The organism is Solibacillus sp. CAU 1738 (assembly GCF_039888725.1).
GTDB lineage: Bacteria > Bacillota > Bacilli > Bacillales_A > Planococcaceae > Metasolibacillus.
Genome location: NZ_JBDQQN010000001.1, coordinates 237,860 through 252,663 on the forward strand (window position 1 = coordinate 237,860; position 14,804 = coordinate 252,663).

General features: G+C 32.3%; 12 protein-coding genes, 1 tRNA gene and 1 pseudogene. 10 read left to right on the forward strand and 4 right to left on the reverse strand.

The window, feature by feature from the left end; translation table 11 throughout:
- Nucleotides 1-178 precede the first annotated feature (178 nt).
- The 5 genes and pseudogenes from AAFN87_RS01185 (at nt 179) to AAFN87_RS01205 (ending at nt 5,765) form a co-directional block, all read left to right on the forward strand.
- Nucleotides 179-252, forward strand: a tRNA-Arg gene (locus tag AAFN87_RS01185).
- A gap of 155 nt (nt 253-407) precedes the next feature.
- A pseudogene (locus tag AAFN87_RS01190) lies at nt 408-659 on the forward strand (hypothetical protein); the annotation flags it as partial.
- Nucleotides 660-1,522: 863 nt separating this feature from the next.
- A complete protein-coding gene (locus tag AAFN87_RS01195; RefSeq protein WP_347789162.1) occupies nt 1,523-2,341 on the forward strand; it encodes a sugar nucleotide-binding protein in 819 nt (272 codons plus the stop codon).
- A 467-nt stretch (nt 2,342-2,808) separates the two neighbouring features.
- On the forward strand, nt 2,809-3,672 hold the full coding sequence (locus AAFN87_RS01200) for an AraC family transcriptional regulator (RefSeq protein WP_347789163.1): 864 nt from the start codon (nt 2,809-2,811) through the stop codon (nt 3,670-3,672).
- A gap of 224 nt (nt 3,673-3,896) precedes the next feature.
- Nucleotides 3,897-5,765, forward strand: coding sequence for an LTA synthase family protein (locus AAFN87_RS01205; RefSeq protein WP_347789164.1), 1,869 nt, complete (start codon nt 3,897-3,899; stop codon nt 5,763-5,765).
- 308 nt (nt 5,766-6,073) lie between these two features.
- Here AAFN87_RS01205 and AAFN87_RS01210 read toward each other — a convergent pair whose 3' ends face one another.
- From AAFN87_RS01210 to AAFN87_RS01220, 3 genes are read right to left on the reverse strand one after another with little or no spacing between them, the layout of a single operon-like run.
- Nucleotides 6,074-7,177, reverse strand: coding sequence for an ABC transporter permease subunit (locus tag AAFN87_RS01210; RefSeq protein WP_347789165.1), 1,104 nt, complete (start codon nt 7,175-7,177; stop codon nt 6,074-6,076).
- Complete coding sequence (locus AAFN87_RS01215) at nt 7,174-8,055, reverse strand: ABC transporter ATP-binding protein (RefSeq protein WP_347789166.1); 882 nt, start codon at nt 8,053-8,055, stop codon at nt 7,174-7,176. The genes AAFN87_RS01210 and AAFN87_RS01215 overlap by 4 nt, the downstream gene beginning before the upstream one ends.
- Nucleotides 8,052-9,314: an ABC transporter permease gene (locus AAFN87_RS01220; protein ID WP_347789167.1), complete on the reverse strand. Its 1,263-nt coding sequence runs from the start codon at nt 9,312-9,314 to the stop codon at nt 8,052-8,054. The genes AAFN87_RS01215 and AAFN87_RS01220 overlap by 4 nt, the downstream gene beginning before the upstream one ends.
- Nucleotides 9,315-9,554: 240 nt before the next feature.
- Between AAFN87_RS01220 and AAFN87_RS01225 the strand changes: the two genes are divergently transcribed.
- Complete coding sequence (locus tag AAFN87_RS01225) at nt 9,555-10,079, forward strand: hypothetical protein (RefSeq protein WP_347789168.1); 525 nt, start codon at nt 9,555-9,557, stop codon at nt 10,077-10,079.
- Between the two features lie 61 nt (nt 10,080-10,140).
- Here AAFN87_RS01225 and AAFN87_RS01230 read toward each other — a convergent pair whose 3' ends face one another.
- A complete protein-coding gene (locus AAFN87_RS01230; RefSeq protein WP_347789169.1) occupies nt 10,141-10,458 on the reverse strand; it encodes a hypothetical protein in 318 nt (105 codons plus the stop codon).
- Between the two features lie 397 nt (nt 10,459-10,855).
- On the opposite strand from AAFN87_RS01230, the gene AAFN87_RS01235 reads away from it, so the two are divergent.
- Genes AAFN87_RS01235 through AAFN87_RS01250 form a run of 4 tightly spaced genes read left to right on the forward strand, consistent with a single transcriptional unit; the run spans nt 10,856 to nt 14,803 of the window.
- On the forward strand, nt 10,856-11,755 hold the full coding sequence (locus AAFN87_RS01235) for a polyprenyl synthetase family protein (RefSeq protein ID WP_481886426.1): 900 nt from the start codon (nt 10,856-10,858) through the stop codon (nt 11,753-11,755).
- Between the two features lie 9 nt (nt 11,756-11,764).
- A complete protein-coding gene (gene comX / locus AAFN87_RS01240) occupies nt 11,765-11,926 on the forward strand; it encodes a competence pheromone ComX (RefSeq protein WP_347789171.1) in 162 nt (53 codons plus the stop codon).
- On the forward strand, nt 11,923-14,211 hold the full coding sequence (locus AAFN87_RS01245; protein WP_347789936.1) for an ATP-binding protein: 2,289 nt from the start codon (nt 11,923-11,925) through the stop codon (nt 14,209-14,211). The genes comX and AAFN87_RS01245 overlap by 4 nt, the downstream gene beginning before the upstream one ends.
- Nucleotides 14,180-14,803, forward strand: a complete 624-nt coding sequence (locus AAFN87_RS01250; protein WP_347789172.1) for a response regulator transcription factor — start codon at nt 14,180-14,182, stop codon at nt 14,801-14,803. Before AAFN87_RS01245 ends, AAFN87_RS01250 begins: the two co-directional genes overlap by 32 nt.
- Nucleotide 14,804: the final 1 nt, after the last annotated feature.

A 14,804-nucleotide genomic window follows, 5' to 3' on the forward strand; every position in this document is an offset into this window, starting at 1 on the left:
TAAAATCACCTTGTTTCTGTATTGGAGCAAGGTGATTTTGTTATTTTGAACAAATGATTTTATAGAAAAAATAAATTATTTGAATGTAGGGATTTTTTTAGGGAAACGTATTGACTTTCTTTCTGTTTATACATATAATAAATATTGTCTTTCCTATTAGATACACGGAAAACACTTTGTCTCCATAGCTCAGCTGGATAGAGCACGGGCCTTCTAAGCTCGCGGTCGTAGGTTCGAATCCTACTGGGGACGTAAATACAGAAAATCACTGGTTAGAGAGTGATTTTAAAAGCGTTAGAAATGTTGATACATCAACGTTTCTAGCGCTTTTTTCTTTTTCTTGGAATACGGTGGTTTTTTAATAGTAGGTATACAAAAGGTATACAAAGTAAACATCTCAAACTGATACAACTGCTAAAAAAGCAATGGTACTCGCTAATGATGCTTACTACCAAAATTTAAAGCACATCATCATGACTGCGGAAGGCTTATACCGAGAACTGGATGAAGATATGCGCACAGTCGTTGACATGCGTTATTGGGACAAGGACGGTTGTTATGAATGGGAAGATATAGCGGATAAATTATATATGTCACGACATAAGGTATTACGTAAGCGAAATATTCTTATTGATAAAACAGCGGAAAGGATTGGTTAGGTGTAAATGCTAAGATCAATAAAAGAAAGGAAAATAAAGAAAGTAATATCTAGCGTAATTGGGTTTGGAGTTGTATTAGCGATATTCATCTCTTGGATTGTCAATAAGTCAATACTGTGGGCAATTATTCACGGTATTTTCGGATGGCTGTATGTGATTTATTTTGTAATAAAAAAGTGAACTTCTTAACACTAGCTAAGTTCGCTAAAAAACATTAATAAAGCATTAGGGGAAGTAGCTTTGGAACAAAGTAGACTTGATAAAGTTTTTGAAGTATGGTGGAAACCATTAAACGAGTCCTTATCAGCCTTGAAAAGAACTAGTAGCGTCTGTTGATTCTGATGGAAACAAGGAGGAAAGGAACCAACCCAAAAGCACTGCAAATTCTTTGTTATCAAAGCTTTGTAGTGTTTTTTCTATTTCAGAGAATAAGTTAAAAAATACTACAAAACGAAAAGTTATTACACAAGAAAAAATAGTTGTAAGACGCTGCCTGTAGATTTCGAATCAAATTTCATAAATTTTTAAGACATGAAGGCAGTAGTGATTTAATTAAGATAAACATTTTGAATCATTACTGAATAAAAAATAACAGGTTAGGCATACTAATAAAGATTCCACTTCCAATCGAACATGAAACAGGAGGGTTACTAAGATGATGAATTCTGATAAAAAAGATTCAAAATCGCAAGATGATCCACCACGTTACAATTCGTAAAGGACTAAGTGTAGTCGAGAGGCTTTCCTTAAAAAAAGGAAAGTCTTTTTTTTATTTAGCTAAAAAAGTCACAGTATTGGCGTGTAATGAGAATAATAGTGTAAAATTGTTATAGTTAGAATTTTCTGTATTAGGGGGAGTTAATATGAAGAAATTATTCATTATTGGTGCTAGTGGATTGGTAGGGAGAGCGATCGCTGCAGAATGTTTAAATGATTTCGATGTATACGGAACTTACTTTTCATCAACAACAAATCTTGAGGATGACAAGCAATTTTACTTAGACATTCAAGAAGAAGGAACGATACGTGAAATACTTAACTCAGTTCAACCAGATATTGTTATTTCATGTTTACAGGGGGATTATGATGCGCAATTTAAATTTCACAACAAACTAGCTGAAGAACTAATAAATAGAGACAGTGTTTTATACTTTTTCTCAACGACAAATGTCTTCGATGGAGATTTGTCTAAGCACCATAACGAAATGGACGAACCTATCTCAAAATCAGATTACGGTCAATATAAAATAAATTGTGAGAAAATGTTAGTCCAAATATTGGGGAATCGTGTTAGTATTGTGAGAATCCCGGGCATTTGGGGGAAAAATTCACCTCGACTCAATAATATTAAAAAGAATATTTCAAATTCTATTCCCATTCAAGCTTATAGTAATTTAGAATGGAGTTTTTTATTGGATACTCAGTTAGCGCGTCAAATGCACTACATTTTAAAAAATGAATTGAGCGGAGTAATGCATTTAGGAGCAGTAGATATGATAACTGAAAGTACATTTGTAAAAGAACTAGTAAATAAACTAACATCTGAAGAAATAAATATTCACGATAAACCTTATGAAGATGAAGTGCAGACTTATTATTTTGGTCTTGTGTCAAATCGAAAAGATCTTCCGAGGTCACTACAAAGTACTAACGAGGAAATTATCTCTTGTTTAGTAGATTGATGAGATCTTAATTTGAAATTTCATTTATATGGAGCTAGCTTCATAACGTAATCTATACGCTTAGAAATCCAAATATATTAAATAACAAGGGAGAGAATGATGAAAAAGTTGACAGCATTACTCTTTATATTAGTTTGTCTGTTATTAACGATTTTGAACATAAACATAACTATTAACAATAATATAACTACTAATAATTACAACAAGTAATACAAGTTAAGTAATCTATAATGGTTGAGACCTAATACTCAAGTGCATCATTTGAGGTGGGTCTTTTTTGTTGATCGAATACAAGAAAACAAAGGTACAACGTATTTATTAAATATGATGATGTCTTGTTAAAATTCGGGAGATATAATGAATATAGTTATTAAATGCCCATTCACCTTACCAGTCCAAACAAAGCATAAAATGACAGGATAAGATGTAGGCAAAAATATATGATACATACAAGGAGTGAGTCGTACTTGAGTTGGATAGAATCGATACAAAAAGCAATAAATTATATGGAAGAGCATTTATTAGATGACCTTACAATAGATGAAATTGCGAGAGAAGCAAATTCTTCGGTATTTCATTTTCAACGAACATTTTCTATTTTAACGGATATGTCTATCGCTGATTATTTAAGACGAAGAAGACTAACTTTAGCTGCACAAGAATTGATGAATACAGATAATAAAGTTATCGATTTGGCCTACAAATATGGCTATGACACTCCAGAAGCTTTTACAAAAGCATTTCGTAAACAGCATAACGTAACACCGAGTGAAGCAAGAAAGAAGCAAGGAAAACTACAATCATATAACCGCCTAGTCATTCAGGTGAGTTTGAAGGGAGCAGAACCAATGAAGTACAAAATTGTAGAGAAAGAAAAATTTCAAGTTGTCGGCGTGAAAAGAACTTATAATTGCAAAATGGGTGAAAATACACAAGGCATTCCTTTATTTTGGGATGAAATGAATAGCCAAGAGATGGATAAGCAATTATTTCATTTAAACAATGGTGATATTAAAGGGGTGCTTGGCGTTTGTGTTGCTGATCGAAACTATAAAGACAATAGTTTAATTGATTATTGGATTGCAACAGACCGTGTAGGGGATGTACCAGAAAATTTATTAGCAATGGAAGTTCCCGCATCAAAGTGGGTAGTTTTTGAAGTACACGGCCCAATGCCAGACGCAATGCAAAATACATGGAAGAAAATTTACTCTGAATGGTTTCCTTCCAATCCTTATGAGCAATCAGGATCGGTTGAACTAGAAGTATACACCGATGAGGATCCGTTTAGTCCAGATTTATATTCTGAAATTTGGATTCCGATTAAATAAGACTATTTAATACTGTAAAGTTTGAAATACTTGAAAAACACTTCCAATCCTTAAAAGGAGGAAGTGTTTTTTTGTTGATAAGAAAAAATAAAATTCCCTATCGTCCATATGTTCACTTGGATTTTAAATAATATATAAATATCTAGCAAATTCAAAAATAGCGGCATGTAACTTTAAAGCATCCGTTCACGTAGCAAAAAAATAAATGCAGGGTGGTATTAAAGATGATAAAACTTAGAAAAAATTCTAGTGAACAAATTGCTTTTAAGAGTAAACTGCAAAATTTAAGTATAACAATGGGTTTATTATTAATTGCTCAGTTCATATTTATACTTTTTCAATGCCAATTTAATTTGCAAGATGTATTGTACTATACACAAAACTATTGGCATAATTATATTTTCAATATTATTTTGCTATATTTCTTTTATTTAGCTTTTCTCGTCATATTTAACCGAAAAACTTATGCTTCGTTTTTGCTTCTCGGTACAACACTACTTTTCTCCATGGCCAACTTTTTGAAAATAAGTTATCGAAATGAGCCAGTTTTACCAAGTGATTTTTCTATGATCCATCAACTGAATCACATCATCCTAATGATAAATAAAGTGCATATGATTTCTAGTGTAGCGGTTATTTTATTTTTAATAGCAGCCTTTTTTTTCCTCAAAATATTTAAATCTAAGCCCATCTTCACAATTCAACAAAGACTTCTACTATCATTTATATTGTTTTTCGTATTTTATAGTTTCTTCAATAGTAACCACTCAAATAATCCATATAAAATAATCGCCACATCATTCGGTATTACAAATATCTACTGGGATTTGAAGGAGGATTATAGTTCGAACGGTCCTCTAGCTGGGTTTATAAAAAATTTAGATATTCAAGTAATGGAAGAAGTACCTGCAAACTATTCCTATGAAGCAGTCAGTGAAATTGTCGAAAAATATAAAGGGAAATCTACGGAAATAAATTACGACAAAGAAACATTAGAAGATCAAACAGTTATCTTTATTTTAAGTGAAAGCTTTATGGATCCTTTACGCATACCTGGATTAGAACTATCCGATGACCCCATGCCGTTTATTAGGTCTCTAAAAAATGAAACGACTTCAGGTTTAATATTAGGATCTAGCTACGGGGGCGGGACAGCGAATGTTGAATATGAAGTATTAACAGCATTTAGTACGAATTATTTTCATTCGTCATTACTAATTCCATACACATTATTAGTACCGAATTTACATGAAGTACCGAACGTTACAAACATTTTTAATAAAAAAATCGCAGTGCATGCATTTAATGCGAATTTATATAGAAGGAAAGAAGTGTTTGAGAAGTTTGGATTTGATCCATTTATATATGAAGGAAGTAATGTCGATCTTACTTATAAAGATAAATTGGACAATAGTAATTACATTAGCGACGAATCAGCCTATCAAGAAGTACTAGACATTGTGGAAAATGATGAAGAAGGCGGGTTATTCATATTGTTAACGACAATGCAAAATCATGGGCCATATGAGAAAGATAAGTATGACAATCAATTTCAAGTATTAAATGATTTAAAAGAACGTGAAAAAACTCGAATAGAAACATATATTCAAGGGGTACATTATACAGATTTGGCTACAGAAAAATTTATTGAACAAATTGATGCAATGGATAGACCAATAACTGTTGTCTTTTTTGGTGATCATATGCCATCAGAAGTGTTTGAAGGCTTTGATGATGGTAATGATGAAACGAATTTGGCATTTTATGAAACTGATTATTTTATTTATAGCAATTTTGAAACAGAAACATTAGATTATCCAATCGTTAGCCCGAATATGATAAGCTCGATTGCCCTTGAACAAGTGAATGCTACCTTAACGCCGTATTATGCGCTTATGTATGAGCTTCAAAAAACAGTACCTGTTATTAGGTGGGGAGAGTACTATTTATCGGAGGAAGAAATTCATGTATATGAAGATGAATTACCAACATATGTTCATGAATTAATTAATGATTTTCGTATGATTCAATATGATATTACGGCAGGGGAGCAATATTCAGTTGAACTGGGGATGTTTGATTTTGGTAGTTAATAGCTTTCATCTTTCCAAAAATAGCATTGCATTATAAGTCTACTAATGGAGAAAGTGCATCTAGCATACGTTATTCTTTCCATTACAAAAAGTTAAACCATAGGATGTATAGCGCATCCTATGGTCATTTTAAAAAGATAAGAACGTATAAGTTTCTGGAGTTTGAGCAGTGTCTAGCTCCAGCGCCCAGCCCCTCGAGGTCGCTTCTGTCCCTCAATCGAAAGCGGAAAAATGCTTTCGTTTGAGAGCCATCCAGCGCTTGTCGGGGCTATACGGGGCTCTTGCGCTTTTCTAAGTAGATGAAAAAATTAGCTTCCACTTGTTCTGTTTATTTTTACTATAGAAAGCCAATACAAAATAATTGCCAACAAAATGATAATAGGAATGCCATAATACCACTCACTGCCTACTTGTTGAATTGAAATCCCTGCAAGAACGGATTGGAAAGGGTCAAACCACGAATTTTTGATTAATGGTAGTGCCTGCATCCCAAAATAACCACCAATGAGTATGAGCACAGTTGATAGTAGTGTAATGATGGAGTTTTTAAAAATAAGACTTAACAGTAAACAAAGGGAAATAACGAACAGAATTATGCTAGTCGTGCTAAGTAAACTCCACTGTACATATTGCGCAATCGTAATAAAAGAAATATTTTCTTTTGTTTCTACCATGACTGGATATAAAAATGTACCTGATTTCCCTCCAATATAGCCGAGTAGCCAAGTAAATACATAGAGACATGCGGTAATGATGATATAAAATACAGCTGCACTAGCCCATTTCACATGTATAATAGAAGATTTTTTTAATGGCTGCGTATATAAAAGCCGAATACTTCCGTTTTCAAACTCCATCGTTAACATATCACCTATTATTAGAAGGAGAAGGATAATTGCGCCGAAATTTACATATAAATCGGTTATTTGTTTCATAAAGTTTGGCAATGTGATGCTATAGTTTTCTGATTTTGGTTCAATACCTTGTGACAGTAGGTGCTCATTCCATACTAAAGTACGATTTAAATCTGTTGTAAGTAATGAAAACTCTCCACCAACTTCTTTATAGGGAATAATAGCTGATATAAAAGCATTTTCTGCTTGAAGTCGTGCTTGCCAATCCTCAGATTTAATAAGCGGCTTCCATTCATACAGCATATTTAAAGCGTTTGCCAAATACTTAATTTGTTCCGTAATAGCTTCAGTCTCTGGGGCTTTAGTTAGTACTCTCAAGTGACTTTGTGCTTCTTGTGTGTAGAGGGTAACTTGTCTTTCTTGTTCTTCTACAACTAAATCTTGAAATGCCACATTACGTAAATAAAGTCCTAGGATAAAAATGAATAAAACTAAAAGGGTATATGAAAATCGCCGGCTAAACACTGTTTTCTTAAGCTCAAAAATGAAGAACTTCATGATTTCAGCTCACTTTCAAACAGTTCCATATATCTTTTCTCTGCCCCGATTTTCCTGTTTTCAATTTGGTGAATTTGTATACCATTTTCATAGAGAACTTCAATGGCTTGATTTAGTGGCAATGTCGCTTCGCTAAATGTAAAACTATCAGACTGTCGTTCTACATGTAGCTTATTACTTTTAAAAATCTCATTTACTTTATCGGGTTCTGACACATGAAGCGTATAATGAGGGATATTTAAATTTGTCAAAGATTCCTCTAAAATCTCGCCATCCTTCATGAAGTAAATCGTATTCGTCATTTTGTCAATTTCCTCAAGATTATGGGAGGAAATAATGACTGTCGTTCCTTTAGCGTGCAAGTCCATTAAAATATGACGCATATGGATGGCACTTGTTGGATCTAGCCCGTTAATCGGTTCATCTAGCAATACTAGCTTTGGATTATTCAATACAGCCATTGCTAGTAATAAATGCTGTTTCATTCCAAGTGAATAACTACGCACTCTTTTCTTTGCATAGCTTGCCATACCGATATATTCGGCTACTTCCTTCGCTTTTACAGCAGGCAGCTTTTGAACATGGCAAATAAATTTAAGGTGATCTTCTCCTGTCAAATCACCGTACAATACACGATTATCTTGCAAGTAAGACACTTCATAAAACAATGATGGATCTTTATGGCTTTTACCAAGGATCGACACTTCGCCTTCTTGAAATGGAAGTAGATTCATCAAACAATTCATCATTGTTGTTTTTCCAGATCCATTAGGACCAACTAGTGCAACTATTTTAGGCTCTTCAATTTGAAACGTAATATTTTTCAACACTTCTTGTTTCTTGTAGCGTTTTTTTAATCCTTGTACGTTGATAATCATGACATAACCCCTTTTCTCAACTTCACTGCACTAAACGTGATAAGTAATAAAATGAGCGTACTGAGCGATAGAGATAAAATGGCCTGCTGATAGGTGAATATCGGATTGTCTGTAGTTATCGCATACTCGCCAGATAAAATAGGATACACTTCGATGTAATGAAACGGTAACCAATGCACCCAGCTTAAAAGGCTAGCCTGATCCGTTAATGTTTGACCGATAATAATAGCTATAACAGTTAATCCGATTGTGAGAATGGCACGGTTCGTTAAAATTGAAAATAAAAATAGGAGAGTAAAACTAAATGCCAGTACAAGTAAAAATAGCAGTAACGATTTACCTAAAAATTCGGCTATCGGTAAAAAAGAATATGTTCGATCAGGTCCATAAATAAGAATTGGATAATCCCAATCACCGAATCGATTAAATATTGTACCAAGGGTTACGCCGACAATTGTAATGCAGCAAATGACAAGGAAAGAGCCTCCTATAACAGTAAACGCTTTAGAAAACCAAAATGTAGATCTTCTAATTGGCACTGTACGCAGCATTTGAATCGGACCGTTTCGCCCAAAGCCTTCTTTTGTCAAAATATCGGAGAAAAGGAATAAAAAGAACATGAGACCGATAAACCCGAACCCATAACTGAATAAGTGGTAAATAAAGTGAATTCCTGAAGTGGAATATTTTTGAGAATATTTAAGTGCAATTTCTTTAGCAATCGGTTCACTAAATTCTTCATCATATAAGCTGAGCCAAGTAAGACTTCCTGTTGGGAAAATAGGCTGAATCGACCTTTCCTCCATCCAACGCATTTGGTCCATACCTGAAAATATAGTAAAGGGGGTAGGGTACGTATAACTCTTTGCTACGAACTCCAATTCTTTCTTTTTAGTTTCTTCCCAAAAACTGTTATTTAAAATTTCCCCTTGCCAATATAAAGACCAGTTTTTATTAGTGAATCCTTCATGCATCATTTTGAAAGCATTGTATTGTCTTTCAGAGGCATTTAAATTGTTTTGTAATATCCGGTCAGCTTTTCCATCTTTCTCGTCTAGTTCTTTTTTTGCGGACTCGTACCACTCTAGATGGGATTCAAGATTAGTAATTATATAGGCTTCGGCCTCTTCTAACTTTGTTTCTTTACGGTCAATATAAAAAAAGTAAATACAAAGTGATACGAATAATACGAATAGCAAGACATAGGTAAAGCGTGAGCGTTTCATTTTTGTAAACTCTAAACGTAATAAGTGAAGCATACACAACCCCCATTTATCTAAACTATTAAAAATTCTGAAAATCAATCAGCATCTGGTTTTAATCCACTTTTTTCCTTAAGTTAATATAAATCTATCACTACAAACACCGACAGTTCAACCGACAATTTTTCTGTCGGTATCAATTTAATTTTAAAAAATCAAATTGAAACACATTATATATTTACTTATTTTTCTTTTTATGTATAGTTTTATATAAAATCAAAAAGTGGAGGGGAAAGAATGAAGAAAATGATAGCGTTATTGTTGACTAGTATTTTTTTAATAGGCTGTCAGGATCCAAAGGTGGAAACAGAACAAGAGAAAGTATCAAATGTTGATACACGAACAGTTTACGAATCCAATAGTAAGCCGAGGTATATTCAATTGCACTTGAAAGAAGTAGATTATGGATTAAACCCTATATTACTAAGTTATTGTTGGAATGAAGATTTAGCTAACTGCCCAACAGAATTGAAGATTTTGCCTGATGAGGATACATTAGATGGGCAAAAAAGATTTATATTGCCCCCTAATACAAATATACCATTTATTATAGATTCTGACCCCCAGAAAACATTGCCTTTTCCAAATAATATAGAGCTTTTTTTAGTGGAAGATGAAGCATTAACTCCAGTGACGATTACTAACGATAGTTTTACACTTCCTCAAGAAGAAGGAAGTTACACATATGTTTTTAAAACGACTTATAACGAGGATATAAAAGGGATTGCATTTTATGGTTTTCATTTAAGGGTGAGGAATTAAATGAATATTAAAGAAAAGTGGAATAAAAGGCTATATGCCTTTTACTCCACTTTCTTAAAAATTACTCTACTTCAGTCTTAGTCATCCCACATGGTCCGGAACAAGTTACAGTTCCAGAATAAGTAACAAGCCAATGGTCTACTGCATCAACCATATTAGTCCGATATAGAGTCCCACTCCAGCCTGCTACATTATAAGAAATTGATGAAGGGACAAATGCACTTTTTAAATATACTAATGTTTGAGTTTCTGTTCTTGAGTAACTCGCAGCTTCAACTACATTTGATGAATCACTCGTTGCCCCAGCTTGCATTGGTGCGTTAAAGAAGCCACCAAAAAGTAAAGCAACAGAAAAAATTCCAACTTTTATCTTTTTCATAGAATATCCTCCTTTATTAATTTCTAAATTTTTTATTGTAGGCGCTATAGCAAATAAACATTTTTCCCTCGAGGTAATTTAACTCTATCATTACAAATACCGACATTACAACCGACAATTTTTCTGTCGGTATCTGAATATTTTCAATAGAAATATAAATAAAAGTAGATTTAGTATTATTATTAGTAAACATTAATTTAAAATTCTGCCATTTATAGGTTATAGTATATTTGATAAGTTAATTTCCTTTATATCTATTATTTTCTTATAGTTTTTATAGGGCTTGATATTTTGTGTAGAGAGATTTCCAGAATCAAAACAAAAAACCATTTATTTTCATTGTTAGAAATTAACTTTAAACCAAATTGATGAAAAACTATTAGATAAAAAAGAGGTGATGCTATTGGAAGAATCAAGTAAACAAATTAGTACTAGATTAGATGAAATCATCAATAATAATCTATTAATTAGTGAAGAGTTACGAACTATGTTTCGATCATTTAAAGAAGTGAAAACAGAATACCCTTTTGGTAGTTTATGTTTGATGCATTATCAAGATTATTCAACTACTTTTAACGAAGAGATTTATACAGTTGCAGCTGCAATTGAACTCATAATATTGTCGTTTGATATTATTGATGATTTGCAAGATCAAGACTCTGATTATATATGGACAAAAACACCAGCATTATCTTTAAATGTAGTTTTATCTATGCTAACTCTCGCTCAAAGGCTCATACGAGAAAGCACTTTTGAATACCGATATGCTGCATTAAACATTATTGAGGAATATACATTAACTAGTATTAATGGACAACATTTAGACATTTTAAATCTATGTAAAGATGAAGCATCCTATTTGCAAATGATTGAGCAAAAATCAGGATCATTGACCGCCATGAGTGCAATAGTTGGTTTTATAATGGCAACTGGTAACGAATCTAGTGAAGTTGCACAATATTCAAAGGCGCTAGGTGTCATACAGCAAATTAAGAATGATATTCAGAGTCTAAAGGTATGGAATAATAAAAATGATTTATTAAATAAAAAATTTTCTTTACCAATCATTTATCTACTTTCATTACAAAATGATACTTCAATCGAAATAAAAAAATATTATAAAAATATGACTAGAGAGTTATCTCAATATAATATCAACTCGAATTTATTAAATAGTGGAGCTATCCATTACGCACTTGCAATTAAAAACGTATACAGAAACAAAGCATCAAATATTATTCACCACACGAATTTAAATAATAAAAATAAAGACTACTTAAAAAACATAATGAAATGAGGAATAATCATGTTAAAAATCTTTCAATTTTTACAAGAGAATATAAATATTTTAGAATTGTTAAGTGAAGAAAAAGTTTGCATAATAGGAGTTACTGAAGAGGAGACTAAAGCTATTTTAGAAGCCTTTGCGGAAGAAATAAGCATTGAAAAATCAAATTATTGGCAATGAAATTTTTAAAGTACAATTTATTTTGGCCACTTATTTGTATATACATTATTGGAGGGATTTATGTACTTTATGTTTCTTATGCAACTCCTTTTATAAATATCGATTTAAAAAAACAAGAGGAAGAATGGAAAATTGAATCGATTAGTTATAAAGACTGGGCAAATGAAGCGGGTATATCAATAGGGGATCGTATTTTTAAAATTGATAACATACCGATAAATAATATTGTTAGTATTGAGTATAATCCATCCATTCGAGGTGCAACTGAATTAACTGTTCAGAAGCCTAGTGGAATCATATTAAATATTTTTGTGAAACATAAAGATATTCCTTATCAATTTTTTATGCATTTCATATTTCCGAGTATTTATTTCATGTTAGCTTTATGTGTCGCAATCTATTTACATTGCTATAAAAAAGGCATTCGAAATATAAATATTCTAGTTTTCTTTATACTAACAGTTGCTCTTGCTTACATTAGTAGTGGAGCTTCATCAAGAGCAGATAATATTGGGATCATTATTAATAGTGTCTGCCTAATCAGTTGTCCTATTTTACTATTGAGCTTTTTTAATAATTACTATGTATCTTCTAAAAATAAGTTATTAATAAAAAATAAAACGTTTTTATATGTAATTCCTTTATTTACAATTATCCTTTGTATTGTCAGAATAGTTTATCCTGAAATAGGATCTATTAGCTCTACTATTGTTCTAATCCTATTTTTATTATTGCTCGTAATTAACCTTATAATTTTATTATATTGGTATACCAAACATAAAGTTGCGCAATTAAGAGCATTATTTCTAGGTTTGATTGTCCCCTTTCTCCCTTTTCTCTTGCTTTTTGTACTACCAGAAATATTACTTAAGCAACCTTTCATTGCTGCAGATATATGCGCATTATTTTTGTTGTTGATTCCTTTTAACATTATTTTTTTACAATTAACAGAGCGTTTATTTGATCTAGACTATCATATTTCAAGGGTTCGATATTATTTCACGATGGCTTCATTTTTTACGTGCTGGCTAGTAGTTGGCATTTATTTCATGAATGATTTATCACTCACTAAGCTTGTTTGGATTGCACTTTTTATATTTGCGTCAATGTTTATTTTCTTCTATCTAAAAGAAAAGGTCGATTATAGGGGACGAAAAATTTTGTTTACTACGAAGGGCAATCATATTCATAAGCTGTATCAAACTATCCAAAAGCTCAGTACTTCTTATCATGTTGATCAAATACTACAAAAGTTAACGGAAGAAGTGTCGAAACATTTAGAAGTGCAAGAAGTAACTGTTGTCACATATGAGTTTGAAACTAATCATTTTCAATTTACGAATGATCAAGTTTCATTTATAGAAATATCTAAAATACAATCAATAGCTGTAGGTAACATCATAAAACATGAAAATCTTTATATTGCATTGATTCATCAAGATGCGAAATATAAAAGATGGTTAGTGATAGACAGTCACAAGTCAATTAGATTAAAAGCGGAAGAATTATTATGGCTAGAATTATTACTTATTTACACAAACACGCTGTTGGAAAGTATGAAAGTTATCGAAGAACTCGTTAATGAATTGCAGCAACAGCAGCGAGTGAATACAGCCGAGCCTATGTGGCTAAAAAAGTTAATTTGGATGAGGGTAGAGGAAGAAAAATTTCAATTTGCACAAGAGTTACATGATACTTTTCTACAGGAGCACCTTCATATTGCGAGACAAATGAGTTTAGTAAACTTTGAAAAAGATCCGATTGCAGCGCGGGTATCATTAGTAAGCCTACAAGAACAGTTCATCCGTTCAATAAATAACTTAAGAACTTATTGCGAAACATTAAAGCCTACATTATTAACGAATATAGGGTTACATGCTGCTCTTGAACGACTTGCTGAGCGAACAGAAGAACGTGCAACCTTTACACTTACTACAAGTTTTGACCGTTTGTACTTAGAGGATGAACAATTGACATTAATGATTTACCGCATTATTCAAGAATTACTCAATAATGCACTTAAACATTCACTAGCGAGCAATGTAGAATTAACTCTCCAAGAATGCGATAACGGCTTTGTCATTACTTACAATGACGATGGGGTCGGTTTTGATACGAATACCATTCAACATTCTGAATCATTAGGTATACAAGGAATAAGAGAAAAAACGGAAGCTTTTAACGGCCATATTACGCTTGAATCCGAACCGAATAAAGGGTTGAATATGCAAATTACCATTTACGAGGGAAGTGATGAATTTGATTTCAGTTTTAATAATAGATGATCATCCAATCGTTTTAGAAGGAACTAAAGCTTTATTTCAAAAACTAGATGACATGTATATTGAAACAGAAGGTAATCCTGAAAATGTATTAAATAAAATACAACAACAGCATTATGACGTATTTTTAATAGATATTAATATGTCTGTATTAAATGGAATTTCGTTAGCTGCAAACATAAAAGCACAGCAAAAAAATGCTCGGATTATTTTATATACAGGAGAAGATATACGTTCATATTATCCTTTAATTGTTGAGAAAAAAGTAGATGGGATTTTATCGAAAACAGCATCACAAGAAAGAGTCATCCAAACGATTCGTTCCACTGTACATGGAGATTTAGTTTTGCCGTTTGATTTTATTGATTACATTTCAAAAAAAATGCAGAATAAATATGATAATCTAAAACTAACTAATAAAGAAAAGCTATTGATGAATATGGTAATTGAAGGCTATACAAATAAACTAATTGCCGAGAAGTTAGGCGTTGCCCAGCGAACAGCTGAACGCTATTTATCACAGTTGTTTTCATTGCTTGATGTTACGTCTCGAGGAGAAGCGATAGAGCTTGTTAAACAGAAAAAATTGATGTGAA

What these genes read in the sequence shown, in the direction of transcription:
- AAFN87_RS01195 (WP_347789162.1), top strand. Translation starts at nt 1,523, where the DNA reads ATGAAGAAATTATTCATTATTGGTGCTAGTGGATTGGTAGGGAGAGCG.
- AAFN87_RS01205 (WP_347789164.1), top strand. Translation starts at nt 3,897, where the DNA reads ATGATAAAACTTAGAAAAAATTCTAGTGAACAAATTGCTTTTAAGAGT.
- AAFN87_RS01210 (WP_347789165.1), bottom strand. Translation starts at nt 7,177, where the DNA reads ATGAAGTTCTTCATTTTTGAGCTTAAGAAAACAGTGTTTAGCCGGCGA.
- AAFN87_RS01215 (WP_347789166.1), bottom strand. Translation starts at nt 8,055, where the DNA reads ATGATTATCAACGTACAAGGATTAAAAAAACGCTACAAGAAACAAGAA.
- AAFN87_RS01220 (WP_347789167.1), bottom strand. Translation starts at nt 9,314, where the DNA reads ATGCTTCACTTATTACGTTTAGAGTTTACAAAAATGAAACGCTCACGC.
- AAFN87_RS01225 (WP_347789168.1), top strand. Translation starts at nt 9,555, where the DNA reads ATGAAGAAAATGATAGCGTTATTGTTGACTAGTATTTTTTTAATAGGC.
- AAFN87_RS01230 (WP_347789169.1), bottom strand. Translation starts at nt 10,458, where the DNA reads ATGAAAAAGATAAAAGTTGGAATTTTTTCTGTTGCTTTACTTTTTGGT.
- AAFN87_RS01235 (WP_481886426.1), top strand. Translation starts at nt 10,856, where the DNA reads ATGCTATTGGAAGAATCAAGTAAACAAATTAGTACTAGATTAGATGAA.
- comX (WP_347789171.1), top strand. Translation starts at nt 11,765, where the DNA reads ATGTTAAAAATCTTTCAATTTTTACAAGAGAATATAAATATTTTAGAA.
- AAFN87_RS01245 (WP_347789936.1), top strand. Translation starts at nt 11,923, where the DNA reads ATGAAATTTTTAAAGTACAATTTATTTTGGCCACTTATTTGTATATAC.
- AAFN87_RS01250 (WP_347789172.1), top strand. Translation starts at nt 14,180, where the DNA reads ATGAATTTGATTTCAGTTTTAATAATAGATGATCATCCAATCGTTTTA.